13 protein-coding genes are annotated in these 14,158 nt (G+C 64.1%); 5 read left to right on the forward strand and 8 right to left on the reverse strand.

Annotated elements, in window-relative coordinates; all coding sequences use genetic code 11:
• Positions 1-165 precede the first annotated feature (165 nt).
• Entirely contained in the window at positions 166-1,512 is a 1,347-nt protein-coding gene (locus tag BRA1253DRAFT_RS11310) for an IS5 family transposase (RefSeq protein ID WP_007594069.1), read from the forward strand.
• Positions 1,513-1,584: 72 nt separating this feature from the next.
• Here the strand turns inward: BRA1253DRAFT_RS11310 and BRA1253DRAFT_RS11315 are convergent, their stop codons facing one another.
• From BRA1253DRAFT_RS11315 to BRA1253DRAFT_RS11330, 4 genes are all read right to left on the reverse strand, one after another.
• On the reverse strand, positions 1,585-3,309 hold the full coding sequence (locus BRA1253DRAFT_RS11315; RefSeq protein ID WP_007594071.1) for an FAD-dependent oxidoreductase: 1,725 nt from the start codon (positions 3,307-3,309) through the stop codon (positions 1,585-1,587).
• A 59-nt stretch (positions 3,310-3,368) separates the two neighbouring features.
• Positions 3,369-4,388, reverse strand: coding sequence for a S1C family serine protease (locus BRA1253DRAFT_RS11320; protein WP_007594072.1), 1,020 nt, complete (start codon positions 4,386-4,388; stop codon positions 3,369-3,371).
• A gap of 91 nt (positions 4,389-4,479) precedes the next feature.
• A complete protein-coding gene (locus BRA1253DRAFT_RS11325) occupies positions 4,480-4,929 on the reverse strand; it encodes a hypothetical protein (protein ID WP_007594075.1) in 450 nt (149 codons plus the stop codon).
• A gap of 7 nt (positions 4,930-4,936) precedes the next feature.
• Positions 4,937-6,535 (reverse strand): GMC family oxidoreductase, encoded by a 1,599-nt coding sequence (locus tag BRA1253DRAFT_RS11330; RefSeq protein WP_007594076.1) that lies wholly within the window; start codon positions 6,533-6,535, stop codon positions 4,937-4,939.
• 196 nt (positions 6,536-6,731) lie between these two features.
• Between BRA1253DRAFT_RS11330 and BRA1253DRAFT_RS11335 the strand changes: the two genes are divergently transcribed.
• Complete coding sequence (locus BRA1253DRAFT_RS11335; RefSeq protein WP_007594078.1) at positions 6,732-7,520, forward strand: thermonuclease family protein; 789 nt, start codon at positions 6,732-6,734, stop codon at positions 7,518-7,520.
• A 219-nt stretch (positions 7,521-7,739) separates the two neighbouring features.
• Here the strand turns inward: BRA1253DRAFT_RS11335 and cyoD are convergent, their stop codons facing one another.
• The 4 genes from cyoD to BRA1253DRAFT_RS11355 are packed head-to-tail and all read right to left on the reverse strand — an operon-like array spanning position 7,740 to position 11,590.
• Complete coding sequence (gene cyoD / locus BRA1253DRAFT_RS11340; RefSeq protein WP_007594086.1) at positions 7,740-8,129, reverse strand: cytochrome o ubiquinol oxidase subunit IV; 390 nt, start codon at positions 8,127-8,129, stop codon at positions 7,740-7,742.
• On the reverse strand, positions 8,126-8,767 hold the full coding sequence (locus BRA1253DRAFT_RS11345) for a cytochrome (ubi)quinol oxidase subunit III (RefSeq protein ID WP_007594087.1): 642 nt from the start codon (positions 8,765-8,767) through the stop codon (positions 8,126-8,128). Before BRA1253DRAFT_RS11345 ends, cyoD begins: the two co-directional genes overlap by 4 nt.
• A complete protein-coding gene (cyoB, locus tag BRA1253DRAFT_RS11350; RefSeq protein WP_007594088.1) occupies positions 8,767-10,767 on the reverse strand; it encodes a cytochrome o ubiquinol oxidase subunit I in 2,001 nt (666 codons plus the stop codon). The genes BRA1253DRAFT_RS11345 and cyoB overlap by 1 nt, the downstream gene beginning before the upstream one ends.
• Positions 10,757-11,590 (reverse strand): hypothetical protein, encoded by an 834-nt coding sequence (locus tag BRA1253DRAFT_RS11355; RefSeq protein ID WP_007594089.1) that lies wholly within the window; start codon positions 11,588-11,590, stop codon positions 10,757-10,759. Before BRA1253DRAFT_RS11355 ends, cyoB begins: the two co-directional genes overlap by 11 nt.
• Before the next feature lie 224 nt (positions 11,591-11,814).
• On the opposite strand from BRA1253DRAFT_RS11355, the gene BRA1253DRAFT_RS11360 reads away from it, so the two are divergent.
• The 3 genes from BRA1253DRAFT_RS11360 to BRA1253DRAFT_RS11370 are packed head-to-tail and all read left to right on the forward strand — an operon-like array spanning position 11,815 to position 14,012.
• Positions 11,815-12,636, forward strand: a complete 822-nt coding sequence (locus tag BRA1253DRAFT_RS11360) for an SDR family NAD(P)-dependent oxidoreductase (protein WP_245285893.1) — start codon at positions 11,815-11,817, stop codon at positions 12,634-12,636.
• Positions 12,637-12,655: 19 nt separating this feature from the next.
• Positions 12,656-13,210 (forward strand): carboxymuconolactone decarboxylase family protein, encoded by a 555-nt coding sequence (locus tag BRA1253DRAFT_RS11365; RefSeq protein ID WP_007594091.1) that lies wholly within the window; start codon positions 12,656-12,658, stop codon positions 13,208-13,210.
• 1 nt (position 13,211) lies between these two features.
• Positions 13,212-14,012 carry an SDR family NAD(P)-dependent oxidoreductase gene (locus BRA1253DRAFT_RS11370; RefSeq protein ID WP_007594092.1) on the forward strand — a complete coding sequence of 267 codons (801 nt, stop codon included), beginning with the start codon at positions 13,212-13,214 and terminating at the stop codon, positions 14,010-14,012.
• Positions 14,013-14,158 lie beyond the last annotated feature (146 nt).

Raw genomic sequence — 14,158 nt, forward strand, 5'->3', positions numbered from 1 at the left:
GTCCGTGAAGAGCGGCTAAGCGATTGAGCTAGGATCGCATTTGACTTTGTGGACTGTTTTTGGAATGCAGGATTTTGATGCTTGGGGCATCGGAACCTTGCAATTTCATTTTCAGGATTCCGTCGAATCGCCAGTCATGATTCGGTGGTCGCATCGGAGGTGGCGATGCGACCGAAGAAGCATAGGACGACGGGATCGGGCGATCTGTTCCGGGCCAGGCTGGACCAGATCATCAATTTGAAGCACGAGCTGGTTCAGCTCGCCGGCAAGGTCGATTGGGACTGGATCGACGGCGAGATCGCTCCGCTCTATAGCGAGAACGGTCGGCCAGGCATCGCGACCCGCTTCGTGATTGGGCTGCTCCTGCTCAAGCACATTTACGGCCTCTCCGATGAGGGGGTGTGCGAGCGTTGGGTCCACGACCCGTATTTCCAGTACTTCACCGGCGAAGAGTTCTTCCAGCACGCGTTCCCGCACGAGCGCTCGGACCTGAGCCATTGGCGCAAGCGGCTCGGCGACAAGCTGGAGCTGTTGCTGGCCGAGAGCCTGCGGGTGGCGCACGAGGCCGGCGCGTTACGCGGCCAGGACCTCAAGCGGGTCACGGTCGATACCACCGTGCAACCGAAGGCCATCACCTTTCCGACCGATGCCAAGCTGCTGCACGCGGCGATCAAGGGGCTCAACCGCCTGGCGAGGAAGCACGGGGTCAGGCTGCGGCAGTCCTATCTTCGCATTGCCAGGACCGCGGCAATGATGGCGGGGCGCTACGCTCATGCCAAGCAATTCAAGCGGCATCAGCGGCAGTTGCGCATTCTGCGCAGCCGGCTGGGCCGGATCATTCGCGATATCCGCCGCAAGATCGAAGGTCAGACCGTGCTCGAGAACGCCTTCGCCCTCCCGCTCGGCCGAGCCTCGCAGATCCGCTCGCAGCAGCAGCGCCAGCGCGGCTGGAAGCTCTATTCCTTCCACGCCCCGGAGGTGGAGTGCATCGGCAAGGGCAAAGCAGCCGCGCCTTACGAGTTCGGTGTCAAAGCCTCTATCGTCACCAACAACCGCCGTGCTCCCGGTGGCCTGTTCGTGCTGCACGCCAGGTCGCTGCCCGATAACCCGTACGACGGTCACACATTGCGGGACGTCATCGACCGCACCGAGACACTCACCGGCTGTGCGATCGAGCGGGCCTATGTCGACAAGGGATACCGCGGCCATGACACAAAGAACCCGCGCCGTGTCTTCATCTCTGGCCAGAAGCGCGGCGTCTTCGGTGTCATCAAGCGCGAGCTGCGCCGCCGCTCCGCCATCGAACCCATCATCGGACACCTGAAGACCGATGGCCACCTCGGCCGCTGCTACCTCAAAGGCCGCGCCGGCGATGCGGCCAACGTCATCCTCTCAGCCGTCGGCCACAACTTCCGCCGCATCCTCGCCTGGCTCAGAGAACTCTTGTGCCTGTTCCTGATCCAGCTCTGGCGCACGCCCGCCTGTCCGGCCCCGCTCAATTCGGCTTCTTAACGGACGACTAGTCGATGGGCTGCGGCGTACTGGATGCCCCGCCTTCGCGGGGCATGACAGCGGTGGTAAAGGCTAGACCAACGCTGTGGCCGCACTCGCCCCGGCCACACTCCCCTCCGCCAGATGCCTTCCCGCGATGTAGCCGAATGTCAGCGCCGGCCCGAGCGTGATGCCCGGCCCGGGGCAATTGCCGTTCATGATCGAGCCCATGTCGTTGCCGCAGGCGTAGAGGCCCGTAACCGGCGTGCCATCCTCGCGCAACACGCGGGCCTGGGCATCGACCTTCATGCCGATCGCCGTGCCGAGATCGGCTGGATAGATGCGCATCGCAAAGAACGGCGCGCAGAGGATGGGCGCGACGCAGGGGTTCGGCTTATGGCTGATATCGCCGAGGTATCGCTGATAGATGGTGCTGCCGCGACCGAATTCCGGATCTCGGCCGTCCTTCGCATCGGAATTGTAGTTTGCGATCGTCGCCGCGAGTGTCGACGGCTTGATGCCGATCCTCGCTGCGAGCTGCGCGATATCAGCGGCCTCGATTAACTCGCCGCCCGCCGCATAGCGCCTGATATTGCGCGTGAACGGCCTGATACGGCCTAGGCCGTAGCTCCACAGGAACGGACGGTCGCAGATCAGATAGAACGGCCGGTCCGGGTCGCCATTGCCATCGCGCAGCATGGCGAGCACGAACTCGTGGTACGACAGCGCCTCGTTGACGAAGCGCCGGCCGGCTGCATTGACCGCGATCACGCCGGGCTTGGCGCGGTCGGTCACAATGTGCGGGAAAACGCCTCGGCTCCCATCGGCGCGCCGGAACAGCGAGGCCGGCACCCAATAGGCCGGGCTCGTCGCATCCGTATTGAGCGCGGCGCCGGTTGCAGTCGCAAGGCGGAGCCCGTCGCCAGTAGCGGACGTGTGGGTCGCCGAGATGAATCCGGCCGCGGGTGGGAAGAAGTGTTTTCGCAAGGTCGCGTCGTGCGAAAAGCCGCCGGTCGCGAGCACCACACCGCGCCGCGCGGCGATCAGGCGATCGCGCGCGCCATGACGGATAATTACACCGCCGACGCGCTCGCCCTGCATCGACAAATCCTCGACGTCCGCACTGAAGAGAATCTCGACCTGCCGCGCCAGCAGCGAGGCATACAGTCGTGCGGCGAGCGCATTGCCGAGATGCAGCGTCGTGCCGCGCGAGCTCCGCAGCCGCTGCCACGCATACTCCGAAACCAGCCGCATCGCGCGAACAGTCGAGCGCAGCGATCTTCCGGCCCGGCGCAGATGCGGGATGTCGAGGCGGTTGACCATCATCCCGCCGAATCGCGTGAACTCCGGCAGCGGTGCGCGCAGCCGCGCGAAATGCGCGCCCAGCCGCGTGCCGTCGAAGACGACCGGCTCGAGCACGCGCCCGCCCGCGGTCGCGCCCAGCCGCTCCAGATAATAGTCCGGACAGGCTTTCACCGGCTGGAGCCGCACTTGCGTGTTGGCTTCGAGATAGGCGACCGCCTCCGGTCCGCGCGCGAGGAAAGCGGCGCGGAGACCCGCATTGGCGGGCTCGGGCACCGTGTTCGACAAATATTGCACGGCGTCTGTGACGCTATCGGAGAGCCCCGCCTCTTTCATTTTGGCATTGGCGGGAATCCAGATCATGCCGTCGGACCAAGCGGTGGTGCCGCCGGCGAAAGCGGTCTTCTCGATCACTAGCACGCGCAGGCCCTCAGCGGCGGCGACGGCCGCGGCCGTTATGCCACCGGCGCCGGCGCCGACGACAATGACATCGTAGGTCTCATGCGCCGGCATCATGCGGCGGGGTTCCCGAAGCGAGCCATGACACCGTCATACCCCGCTTGGGCGCCCGCACGCTAGCGCGCCGGCTTGCGCTCGACCGGGTCGATCTCGATCGCCCGCAGGCGGCCGAGCCGCAGCACGTCCATAGCCAGCCGCCGGCCGATCCGGTCGCGGTCGAGCACACGGATCAGATCGTCCACGCCGTTGATCTCGACGCCGTCGAGGCCGATCACGACATCGCCGGACAACAGGCCCGCCTTCGCCGCCGGCCCGTCCGGCTCGATCTGCGCCAGCAGCGCGCCCATTTTGTTCTCGACGCCGGCCAGCACCGCGTGCCGCCGCGGGATCGGCGCGGTCTGGCCGGCCACGCCGATATAGGCGCGACGGACATAGCCGTGGCGGATGATCTCCGACAGCACGAACTGCGCGGTGTTGCTGGCGACCGCAAAGCAGATCCCTTGCGCGCCATTGATGATCGCGGTGTTGATGCCGATCACCTCGGCATTCGACGACACCAGCGGCCCGCCCGAATTTCCGGGATTGAGCGCAGCATCGGTCTGGATCACGTCCTCGATGGTGCGGCCACTGACCGAGCGGATCGAGCGCCCGAGCGCCGAGACCACGCCGGCAGTGACGGTCGATTCAAAGCCGAGCGGATTGCCGATCGCGATCACGAGCTGGCCGCGCCGCAAGGTCTTGGAGTTGCCGAGCGCCGCATAGGGCAAGTCCCGCACACCGTTGGCGCGAAGCAACGCAAGATCAGTGTCGGGATCGACGCCGAGCACCCGGGCGTCGCCGACATGGCCCTCGACGTCGCGCAGCCGGATCTCCTTCGAGGAGCCGACCACGTGGCTATTGGTGAGAACGAGCCCGTCCGGCGAGATCACGATGCCCGAGCCGAGCCCGCCGCGCTCGCGGCCGTTCGGCACCTTCGGTCCGGTCTCGACGCGCACGACGGCCGGACCGACGCGGTCGGTCACGTCGATCACGGCATTGGAGTAGGCGTCCAGCAGGGCCCGGTCATCGACCGGAGCGGCCGTTTCCGTTCGCGATGACGCGGCGTCATCGACGGTATCTGAGGTGAAATCCAGCATGATAGGAGTCCTTGAGGCTCACACAGATGGTGGCCTGCTCCGTCAGGCGCAAGGGACCCGTCCGGGGCGCAAGTCTGGACTGCCCAGATGGCTAGGGCACTCGCCGCAGCGTGCCTGCCTTGGCCTTGACCGGATCCAGCAGCGACCAGTCGCCATCAGGGAGCACATAGCCCTTCGGAAACGGCGCGCGCAGTTCGAGGCCGAGCGAGCGCAGCACCCGATCGTCGCGGTAATAGCATTGCAGCACCACGCGGACGAGCGTGGCCGCAGCCGCCCCGCCGGAACTGCGAAACTCCTGCGCCACCGCATCGCTCCTGGCAGCATCGAGCTCGGCGAACGGCTGCCCCGCGAGCCGCGCCAGATGGTCGAGTGCCGCCGCCACCAATTTTGCGTCACGCCCCAGCGTCGCCAGCATGTCGGCCTGGATCGCGGGGTCGTCGGCGCCGGGCACCTTGTACTCGTCGCTCGCGGGAACGATCATCGCGGCGATGGTGCGAAGGTCGTCGCGCTGGGCGCGCGTCAGTTGATTGTCTGCGGACATGACGGCCTCAATCGAACAGATTGGCGAGGCGCTGCTTCATCTGGTCGGCGATGTAGAGCGCGAGGGCCTGGATGGTGGACGTCGGGTTAACCCCGCCCGAGGTGACGAAGATGCTGCCGTCGACGATGAAAAGGTTTTTGACATCGTGCGAGCGGCCCCATTCGTTGACGACGGAGCGTTCGGGATCGGTGCCCATGCGTGCCGTGCCGAGCAGGTGCCAGCCGCCCCACGGGATCGGCGAGTTGACGCAGATGTCGCTCGCCCCCGCCGTTTCGAGAATCTCCCGGCCCCTCGCCAGCGCATGCTCCATCATCTTCCGGCTGTTCTCGCTGATCGTGTAATTGATCTTCGGCGCGGGAATGCCGTGGCCATCCTTCAAGACCGGATCGAGCGTGACTTGGTTGTGCTCCTCCGGCAGGTCCTCGCAAATCGCGGAAAAGCCGAGCCGGTGGCCGTTGAGCTTGCGGAAGATGCGGTGATGATCGGCGCCCCACGGCAAAATGCCCTTCTGCTCGCTGACGACAGCCTCGAACACCGGCCCGGCGCCGCGCACGAACTGGACGCCGTAGCCGCGCACGAAGCCGCGCGAGAGGTCCGTGTCATACCATTCCTTGCTCCACAGGCAGGTCGGCGGCGCGCGGTTGCTATCGGTCGGCTCCTTCACATAGCCGTAGATCTGCGCATAGGGATGGAACATCAGGTTCTTGCCGACGAGGCCCGACGAATTGGCAAGCCCGTTCGGAAAGCGGTTCGACGCCGAGTTCAGCAGCAGTCGCGGCGTGCCGACGCCGTTGCAGGCGATGATGACGACATGCGCCGGCTGGAACTGCTCGACGCCGTCCTTGTCGTAGTAGACCACGCCGGTGGCCATGCCGTTCTCGTCCGTGGTGATCTCGCGCACCCGGCAGTGCGTACGCAGCTCGACGCCAGCGCGGACCGCGTGCGGCCAATAGGTGATGTCCGTCGAGGATTTAGCGCCTTGCGCGCAGGCCGGCGTGCAATGGCCGAGATTGATGCAGCGCGCGCGGCCCTCGTAGTCCATGGTCGCGACCGTCGTGTCCGAGGGCCACCAGTGCCAGCCGAGCTTGTTCATGGCCTTGCCGATGATCGCACCGGACAATCCGAGCGGCTGTTGCGGCATCGGCGGATGCGTCAGCGGTGACAGCGGGTCACCCGACAGGCCGGACGTGCCCATCATCCGGTCGTTCTCTTCGAAGAACGGGGTCAGTGCGTCGTAGTCGATCGGCCAGTCGTCGGCGACGCCGTCGAGCGTCCTCACCTTGAAATCGGAAGGATGCAACCGCGGCCAGTGCGCGGTGTACATCACCGTCGAGCCGCCGACCGCATTGTAGTTGACGACCTTGATCGGCGAATTGTCGTCGTTGATCGGATAGTCCTCGGGCCGGCCGCGGACGTTGGGGCTGGACGACCACTCGCCGTAGAACTTGGCCTCCCAGTCCCGGCCCGTGCTGGGATATTCCGCCGGGTTCATCCAGCCGCCCTGCTCCAGGCAGAGAATGTGCATCTTGGTCTCGGCCAGTGACCACGCCACCGCCGCGCCTGAAGCGCCGGCGCCGATGATCAGGACGTCCACGGGGTCTTTCATCGCGAAATTTTCCTCCCTTCGCCGCTTCCCGGGCGATTCGGCCTCCGCTCTGCAAGGCCGGCGAACGATAGGATCAGAGCTACGGCCGAGTAAAGCCACGAGGCCGGAATGTCGCACTTCGCGGGGCGCAGACCATTGGTATCGCCACATCCGGATGCTAGGAACAAGGCGCACGAGCCATCGATAGCGAGACCTTATGTCCTTCCGAAACTCCTTTGCCAGCGCCCGCGCTTTTGCGTTCGTTTCCTTTCTCGCCCTGTCCGGATTTCTGGGCACCACCGGCCCCGCCTCCGCGCTGACCGCCGCAGCGACGGTCCGCGACGGCAACGCCATCCAGCTCGGCGACGTCACCTATCGTCTCGACGGCGTCGACGCGCCCGAGCTGGACCAGGTCTGCATCGACGATCACGCCGATCCCTGGACCTGCGGCATCGAGGCCCGAGATCAGCTCGCCAAGCTGATTGGCAAGCGATCGGTGCGTTGCGACGATGTCGGACCGGAAAAGAGTTTCGGCAAGCGGCACCGCGCGATCTGCACGGCCGAAGGCGACAAGACCAGCTTGAACGAGCAGCTGGTCAAGCTCGGCTATGCCATTGCCCGCGAGCCGGTCAAGGCGAACGTCAAGTCGGCCGCGGCCGACGCAAAATCGACCTCGGCCGGAATTTGGAAGGGCTGTTTTGTCGCACCGCAAGAATTCCGCACCGGCAAGAAGGATGGCGCGCTGCTGGGCGCCGCCTGCCGCGCCGACCGCGACAAGGAGATTCGCGCGGCGTTATTTCCCGAGGATCTGACGATGCCGCCGAGCTGTGGCATCAAGGGCAAGCTTGCGGTGCGCGCGCGCGTGACCGGCAATATCGGCATCTACCATTTACGGGGCTGCCCGAGCTACCCCGCGACCACCAAGCCGGATCGCTGGTTCTGCTCGGAAGACGACGCCCAGGCTGCGGGCTTCCGCAAGGCCTACAATTGCCGACGGCCGAAATGACGAAGCTCATCACGCAGCCGTGAGCGCAAGCCGGAGACAGTATTCATCCGGAATTGAACTCCATCGAGAGTTTCTGCATTTGTAAGCGTACGCGAGCGCTTTGCGCGAGCGTTTCCTTGGCGGCAATCCGGCTCTGGCCCGATTGCTTTGCTCGGGCGTTTCCTCCCTAGACTTGGGCCGCTTGTCACAACAAGCGGCTCTTCTTTTTTGCATAATGCGCTAGCGGCGCATTGGCATGATCTGATCCATGGCTGGCATGTTCGCATTCAGATGCGCCATGATCCAGACGGTGCCACCGACCACCAGGAACACGACCAGCAGCCCGAAGGCGAGCGCCAGCACGTTGTTGGTGTTATCGGGGCCGGTGGTGATGTGCAGGAAGAACACAAGGTGCACGCCCATTTGCGCGATCGCCAGCACGATCAGCGCGACGGGAATGGAAGGCTGCCAGACCAGATCCGTGCCGGCGATGAAGAACGAGGTCGCCGTCAGCAGCAGCGCAAGCACGAGACCGACCACATAGCCGAGAATCCTGGTGCCGACACTGTGTTGCTCTTCCTCGCCCGGCGCGAGGTCGTGTTCGGTCCGCATATGTGCCTGATCGCTCATACGCCACTCCCAAGCAAATAGACGACGGAGAAGACCCCGACCCAGACAATGTCGAGTGCATGCCAGAACAACGCAAAGCACATCATCCGGCGCAGCACGTCGGCACGAAAACCCTTTGCGAAGACCTGGGCCATCATGGTGAGGAGCCACAATATGCCGGCCGAGACGTGGAGGCCGTGGCAGCCGACCAGGGAGAAAAACGCAGTCAGGAACGCGCTGCGCGATGGGCCATAGCCTCGCGCGACGAGATCGGCGAACTCGCGAAACTCGATGACCAGAAAGATGAGGCCGAGCAAACACGTCACGGCCATCCCGAGATAGAACCAGAGCCGGTTGCGCACATCGGCCGCGATACTCGCCATGCCACAGGTGAAGCTCGACAGCAGCAGGCAGACCGTCTCGATCGCGACGTTTCGCTGCTCGAATATCTCCGAACCCTTCGGGCCGCCGGCGGTCTGGTCGGCCAGCACCGCATAGGCCGCGAAAAAGCAGGAGAACATCACGATGTCGGAGAGCAGGAAGACCCAGAAGCCATAGGCGGTCACGATGCGCTTCGGCGCCGGGCCGGGATGCTCGATGACGAGCCCGATGTGGTGGGGATCGGCGTGCGCACGGCCGGCGGTCGCGGTCATTGACATCAGACTGTCCCCGCCATGCTGACAAGACTGCGCCGCTCCTCGAGATTGACGCGGTCTATCGCTGCGACTTCCTCGGCCGGAATGACGTATTCGTCATGGTCGCGCCAGGCGAACACGACGAAGGTCGCGAACGCTCCGATACCGCCCAAAATCACCATCCACCAGATGTGCCAGATCAGCGCAAAGCCCATGACCGTGGCGAAGAACGCGCAGACGAACCCGGTCGGCGAGTTCCTGGGCATCTCGATGTCATGATACTCGGGCGCATCATGCTGGAGCGATTGCTGCTTGGCATGGGCCTTCAGATCCCAATAGGCATCCTCGCCGCGCACATCGGGATTGAAAGCGAAGTTGAAGACCGGCGGCGGCGAGGACGTCGCCCATTCCAGCGAGCGGCCGTCCCAGGGATCGCCAGTGTGGTCGCGCAGGGCCTCGCGGTTGCGGATGCTGACCACGAGCTGCATGATCTGGCAGATCACGCCGATCGTCAGCACGGCCATGCCAACGGCTGCAACCAGCATCCAGGGCCGCCACGCCGCGACGTCATAGTGCTGCATGCGCCGCGTCATGCCCAGCATGCCGGCGACGTAGAGCGGGATGAAGGTGACATAGAAGCCGAGGAAAGTGAACCAGAACGCGAGCTTGCCCCAGCGGTCGTTGAGGCGAAAGCCGAACGCCTTCGGAAACCAGTATTCGAAGCCGGCGAAAGCGCCGAACAGCACGCCGCCGATGATGACGTTGTGGAAGTGCGCGACCAGGAACATGCTGTTGTGGAGGATGAAATCGGCCGGCGGCACCGCGACCAGCACGCCCGTCAATCCGCCGATAATGAAGGTGACCATGAAGCCTATCGACCACAGCATCGGCGTCTCGAAGCGGATGCGGCCGCCATACATCGTGAACAGCCAGTTGTAGATCTTCACCCCGGTCGGTATCGCGATGATCATGCTGGCGATGCCGAAGATGGCGTTGACGTCGGGGCCCGCGCCCATCGTGAAGAAGTGATGCAGCCAGACCATGAAGGAGATGACGCAGATCGCCATGGTCGCCAGCACCATCGAACGATAGCCGAACAGCGCCTTGCCGGAGAAGGTCGAAACCACCTCGGAGAAGATGCCGAAGGCCGGCAACACCAGGATATAGACCTCGGGATGTCCCCAGGCCCAGATCAGGTTCATGAACATCATGACATTGCCGCCGGCCTCGTTGGTGAAGAAGTGGAAGCCGAGATAGCGGTCGAGCAGCAGCATCGCGAGGGTGGCGGTCAAAATCGGGAAGGCCGCGACGATGAGAAGATTCGAGGCCAACGTGGTCCAGCAAAACATCGGCATGCGCAGATAGTTCATGCCTTTGGTGCGCAGCTTCAGCACCGTCGTCACGAGATTGATACCGGCCACCAGCGTGCCGACGCCGGATATCTGCAGCGACCACGCGTAATAGTCGACACCGACGCCCGGCGAGTAGGACAGTTCCGACAGCGGTGGAAACGCGAGCCAGCCGGTGCGGGCGAACTCGCCAATCACGAGCGAGAGATTGACCAGCAGCGCACCGGTCGCTGTCAGCCAGAAGCCGACCGAATTGAGCGTCGGGAAAGCGACATCCCGCACGCCAAGCTGGAGCGGCACGATGAGATTCATCAGCCCGATGACGAACGGCATCGCCACGAAGAAGATCATGATGGTGCCGTGCGCGGAGAATATCTGGTTGTAGTGCTCCGGCGGCAGATAGCCCTGCGACTGGTATGCGACAGCCTGCTGAATCCGCATCATGATGGCGTCGCTGCCGCCGCGCAGCAGCATCACCGAGGCCAGCAGGATGTACATCACGCCGATTCGCTTGTGATCGACGCTGGTGATCCACTCGTGCCAGAGATAGGGCAGATGCCCCTTCACCACGACCCAGGCCAGCACCGCGAGAATCCCGACCAACACCACCGCGCCAGCGATCAGGGGGATCGGCTGATCGAACGGAATGGCCGACCAATCGAGCTTACCGAGCATCATGGCCTCCACTTTGCGACCGGCCTGCTTCGGATGCGAGCTCTGGGCCCGGCCCCGGCGGAATGTGCTGGGTCGCGATCAGGTCGAACAGCCGGGGATCGTCGAGCCGGTAGGTCGGCCTGCCCTTCTCGACGCCCTGCTGCATCAGCTTCTTGTAGCTGTCCTCATTGAGGACGGCATCGCTTTTCGCCGTGGTCGCCACCCAATCCGGAAAGGCGAGCGGCGAGATCACGTTGACGTCGAACATCATGTCCGGAAACCCGTCGCCGGAGAAATGGGCCGACAGGCCCTGCAGCTTGCCCTCGTTGTCGGCGCGCAGGTTCAGCTTCGTCACCATTCCGTTCATGGTGTAGATCATGCTGCCGAGCTGCGGGATGAAGAACGTGTTCATCACGCTTGACGACGTCAGCTGGAAATTCAGTTCGGCGCCCGCCGGCACCGTCAGGGTGTTGACGGTGGCGATGCGCTGGTCCGGATAGATGAACAACCATTTCCAGTCGAGCGAGACGGCCTGAATGCGGACCGGGCTGCCGGTGCCAGGCACGGGTGCTGCGGGATCGAGCTGATGCGAGCCGATCCAGGCGACGCCGCCGAGCAGGATCACGGTGAGCGCGGGGATCGCCCACACCACCATTTCCACCCGCCCGGAATAGACGAAGTCCGGCTGAAATTTTGCTTTCGGATTCGAGGCGCGAAACCAGAATGCAAAAGCCAGGATCGCGAAAATGGTCGGCACCACGATCGCGAGCATGATGAAGACGGAATCGACCAGGATGGTGCTGTTGGCCGCAGCCACAGGCCCTTGTGGATCGAGCAGATTCATCGGCAAGCCACTGGCGGTTGGGAAGCCCCGGGACAGAGCCTAACGTGGGAACGGCTCCGGCAGCAAACGCGATCGTGTGAGGTCGGTTCCTAACGGGGCAGGTCGATCGTTCGCCCTTCTCGCGCGGCGGCATGCAATTCCATGCGATGTCAATGACATGAAAGCTGGAGCCCGGCCCTTCTCTCCGCTCGGGGCGATTGCTAGAGTGCACGAAAATATTCGGGATGAACGACATGCAGGGGCTCGAGGACGATCCCGGTCTCGCCGGCAAGGTGGCGCTGGTCACCGGCGGCGGCGCTGCGGGCGACGGCATTGGCAACGGCCGCGCGGCCGCAATTCTGCTGGCCCGCGCCGGCGCCAAAGTTCTGGTGGCCGATCGCGAGCTCAAGCTCGCTGAACGAACCGTCGAGATGATCGCAGCCGAAGGCGGCACGGCCGCGGCGCATGGCGGTGACGTCACCAGCGAGAGCGATTGCAGGACGCTGGTCGAAGCCACGCTTGACCATTGGGGCCGGCTCGATTTCCTCGACAACAATGTGGGCATCGGCAGCCGCGGCAGCGTGGTGGACGAAGCGCCCGAGCAGTATCGCCGCGTCATGCAGGTCAATGTCGAGAGCATGTTCCTGCTCTCCAAACACGCTATCCCTGCGATGATCAAGACCGCGCGGGGCGGCGCGATCGTCAACATCTCGTCGATCTCGGCGCTGCGGCCGCGCGGGCTCACGAGCTACACGACATCGAAGGCCGCCATCATCGGTCTCACCCGCGCGATGGCGGTCGATCACGGCCGCGACAGCATCCGCGTCAACTGCATCTGCCCCGGGCCGATGTACACGCCGATGGTCTATGGCCGCGGCATGAGCGAACAGGCGCGCGCTCAGCGGGCCAAGGCGTCTTTGCTGAAAACGGAAGGCACCGGCTGGGACGTCGGCCACGCCGTCAAATTCCTGCTCAGCAATTTTGCGCGCTATATCACCGGACAGGTGCTGGTGGTGGACGGCGGGGTGACGCTGCAAGCGCCCGAACGCGAGTCACAAGAACACTAGCAAGGAAGGAAACACAGGGATGGCCCGCCTGCCCTATCTCGAGGCCGACCAGGTCGCGCCCGAATATCGCGACATGCTCAAGCGCAACACCAATTTGCACAAGCTGTTGGTCAACTCGCCGGAGATGGCGCGCGCCTTCAACGGCATCGGCGGATACATTCGCTTCAAGAGCAAGCTCGACCCGCGCCTGCGGGAGCTTGCGATCCTCCAGGTCGGCTGGATGGAGAAATCGGAATACGAGTTCACTCACCACGTGAAGATCGGCAAGGAGTTCGGCGTCACCGACGATGACATCGCCGGCCTGATGGCTGAGACCGACGGCAAACCCTCGACGCTCGAGCCACAGGCGAAGGCGATCCTGAAAGGTGCCCGCGAGATGGTACGCGAGCTCGCGATGTCGGACGCAACCTTTACCGAGATCAGGCAGCATCTCTCGGACGAGCACATGGTCGACCTCGTGCTGACCATCGCCTTCTATTGCGGCGTGGTGCGCGTGCTCGCCACCATGAAGATCGACAACGAGCCATATTACAAAGAGGTACTCCAGCAGTACCCGATCCCGGGAGTGAACTGACATGCGCGTGAAGGACAAGGTTGCGATTATCGTCGGCGCCGGCCAGAGCCCCGGCGAAGGCATGGGCAACGGCCGCGCCACCGCACTGACCTTCGCGCGCGAGGGCGCCAAGGTGCTGTGCGTCGATCATCATCTGGAATCGGCACAGGAAACCGCCGCCATGATCGCCGCGAAGCATGGCACCGCCGCGGCGTTCAAGGCCGACGTGACCAAGATCGCCGACATCGAGGCGATGGTCGCGGACGCGCAGGCGCGCTGGGGCCGGATCGACGTGCTGCACAACAACGTCGGCGTCAGCCTGTCCGGCGGCGACGCCGAGTTGCTTCAGATCACCGAGGAAGCCTTCGACCGTATCGTCGCGATCAATCTGAAGAGCTGCATTTGGGCGGCGAAAGAGGTGATCCCGATCATGCGCGCGCAAGGAAGCGGCGCGATTATCAACATCTCCTCGATGGCGGCGATCACCACCTATCCCTATGTCGCCTACAAGGCGACGAAGTCGGCGATGATCGCCTTCACCGAACAGCTCGCCTACCAGAACGCGGAACACGGCATCCGCGCCAACGTCATCCTGCCGGGCCTGATGAACACGCCGATGGCCGTCGACACCCGCGCCCGCGAATGGCACAAGACCCGCGCCGAAGTCGAAGCCGAGCGCGACAGCAAGGTGCCGCTGCGCAGGAAGATGGGCACGGGGTGGGACGTCGCGAATGCCGCGCTGTTCCTGGCGTCGGACGAGGCCAATTTCATCACGGGCGTGACATTGCCGGTGGATGGCGGGGCGAGTGTGAGACGGGGGTAGGCGCCGCAAGCGCAGTGCCTGTCCAGCGGATGGATGGGTAACAAAACAGACCGGATGGATGGGTAACAGTCGTTCATGATTTGGTCGGCTGCGGCGCTGCGCTAGCGCAGCGCCGCAGCTTGCGTGTTTTCTGGTCGATGATGCCG

Origin of the sequence: Bradyrhizobium sp. WSM1253 (assembly GCF_000244935.1) — a bacterium.
Lineage (GTDB): Bacteria > Pseudomonadota > Alphaproteobacteria > Rhizobiales > Xanthobacteraceae > Bradyrhizobium > Bradyrhizobium canariense.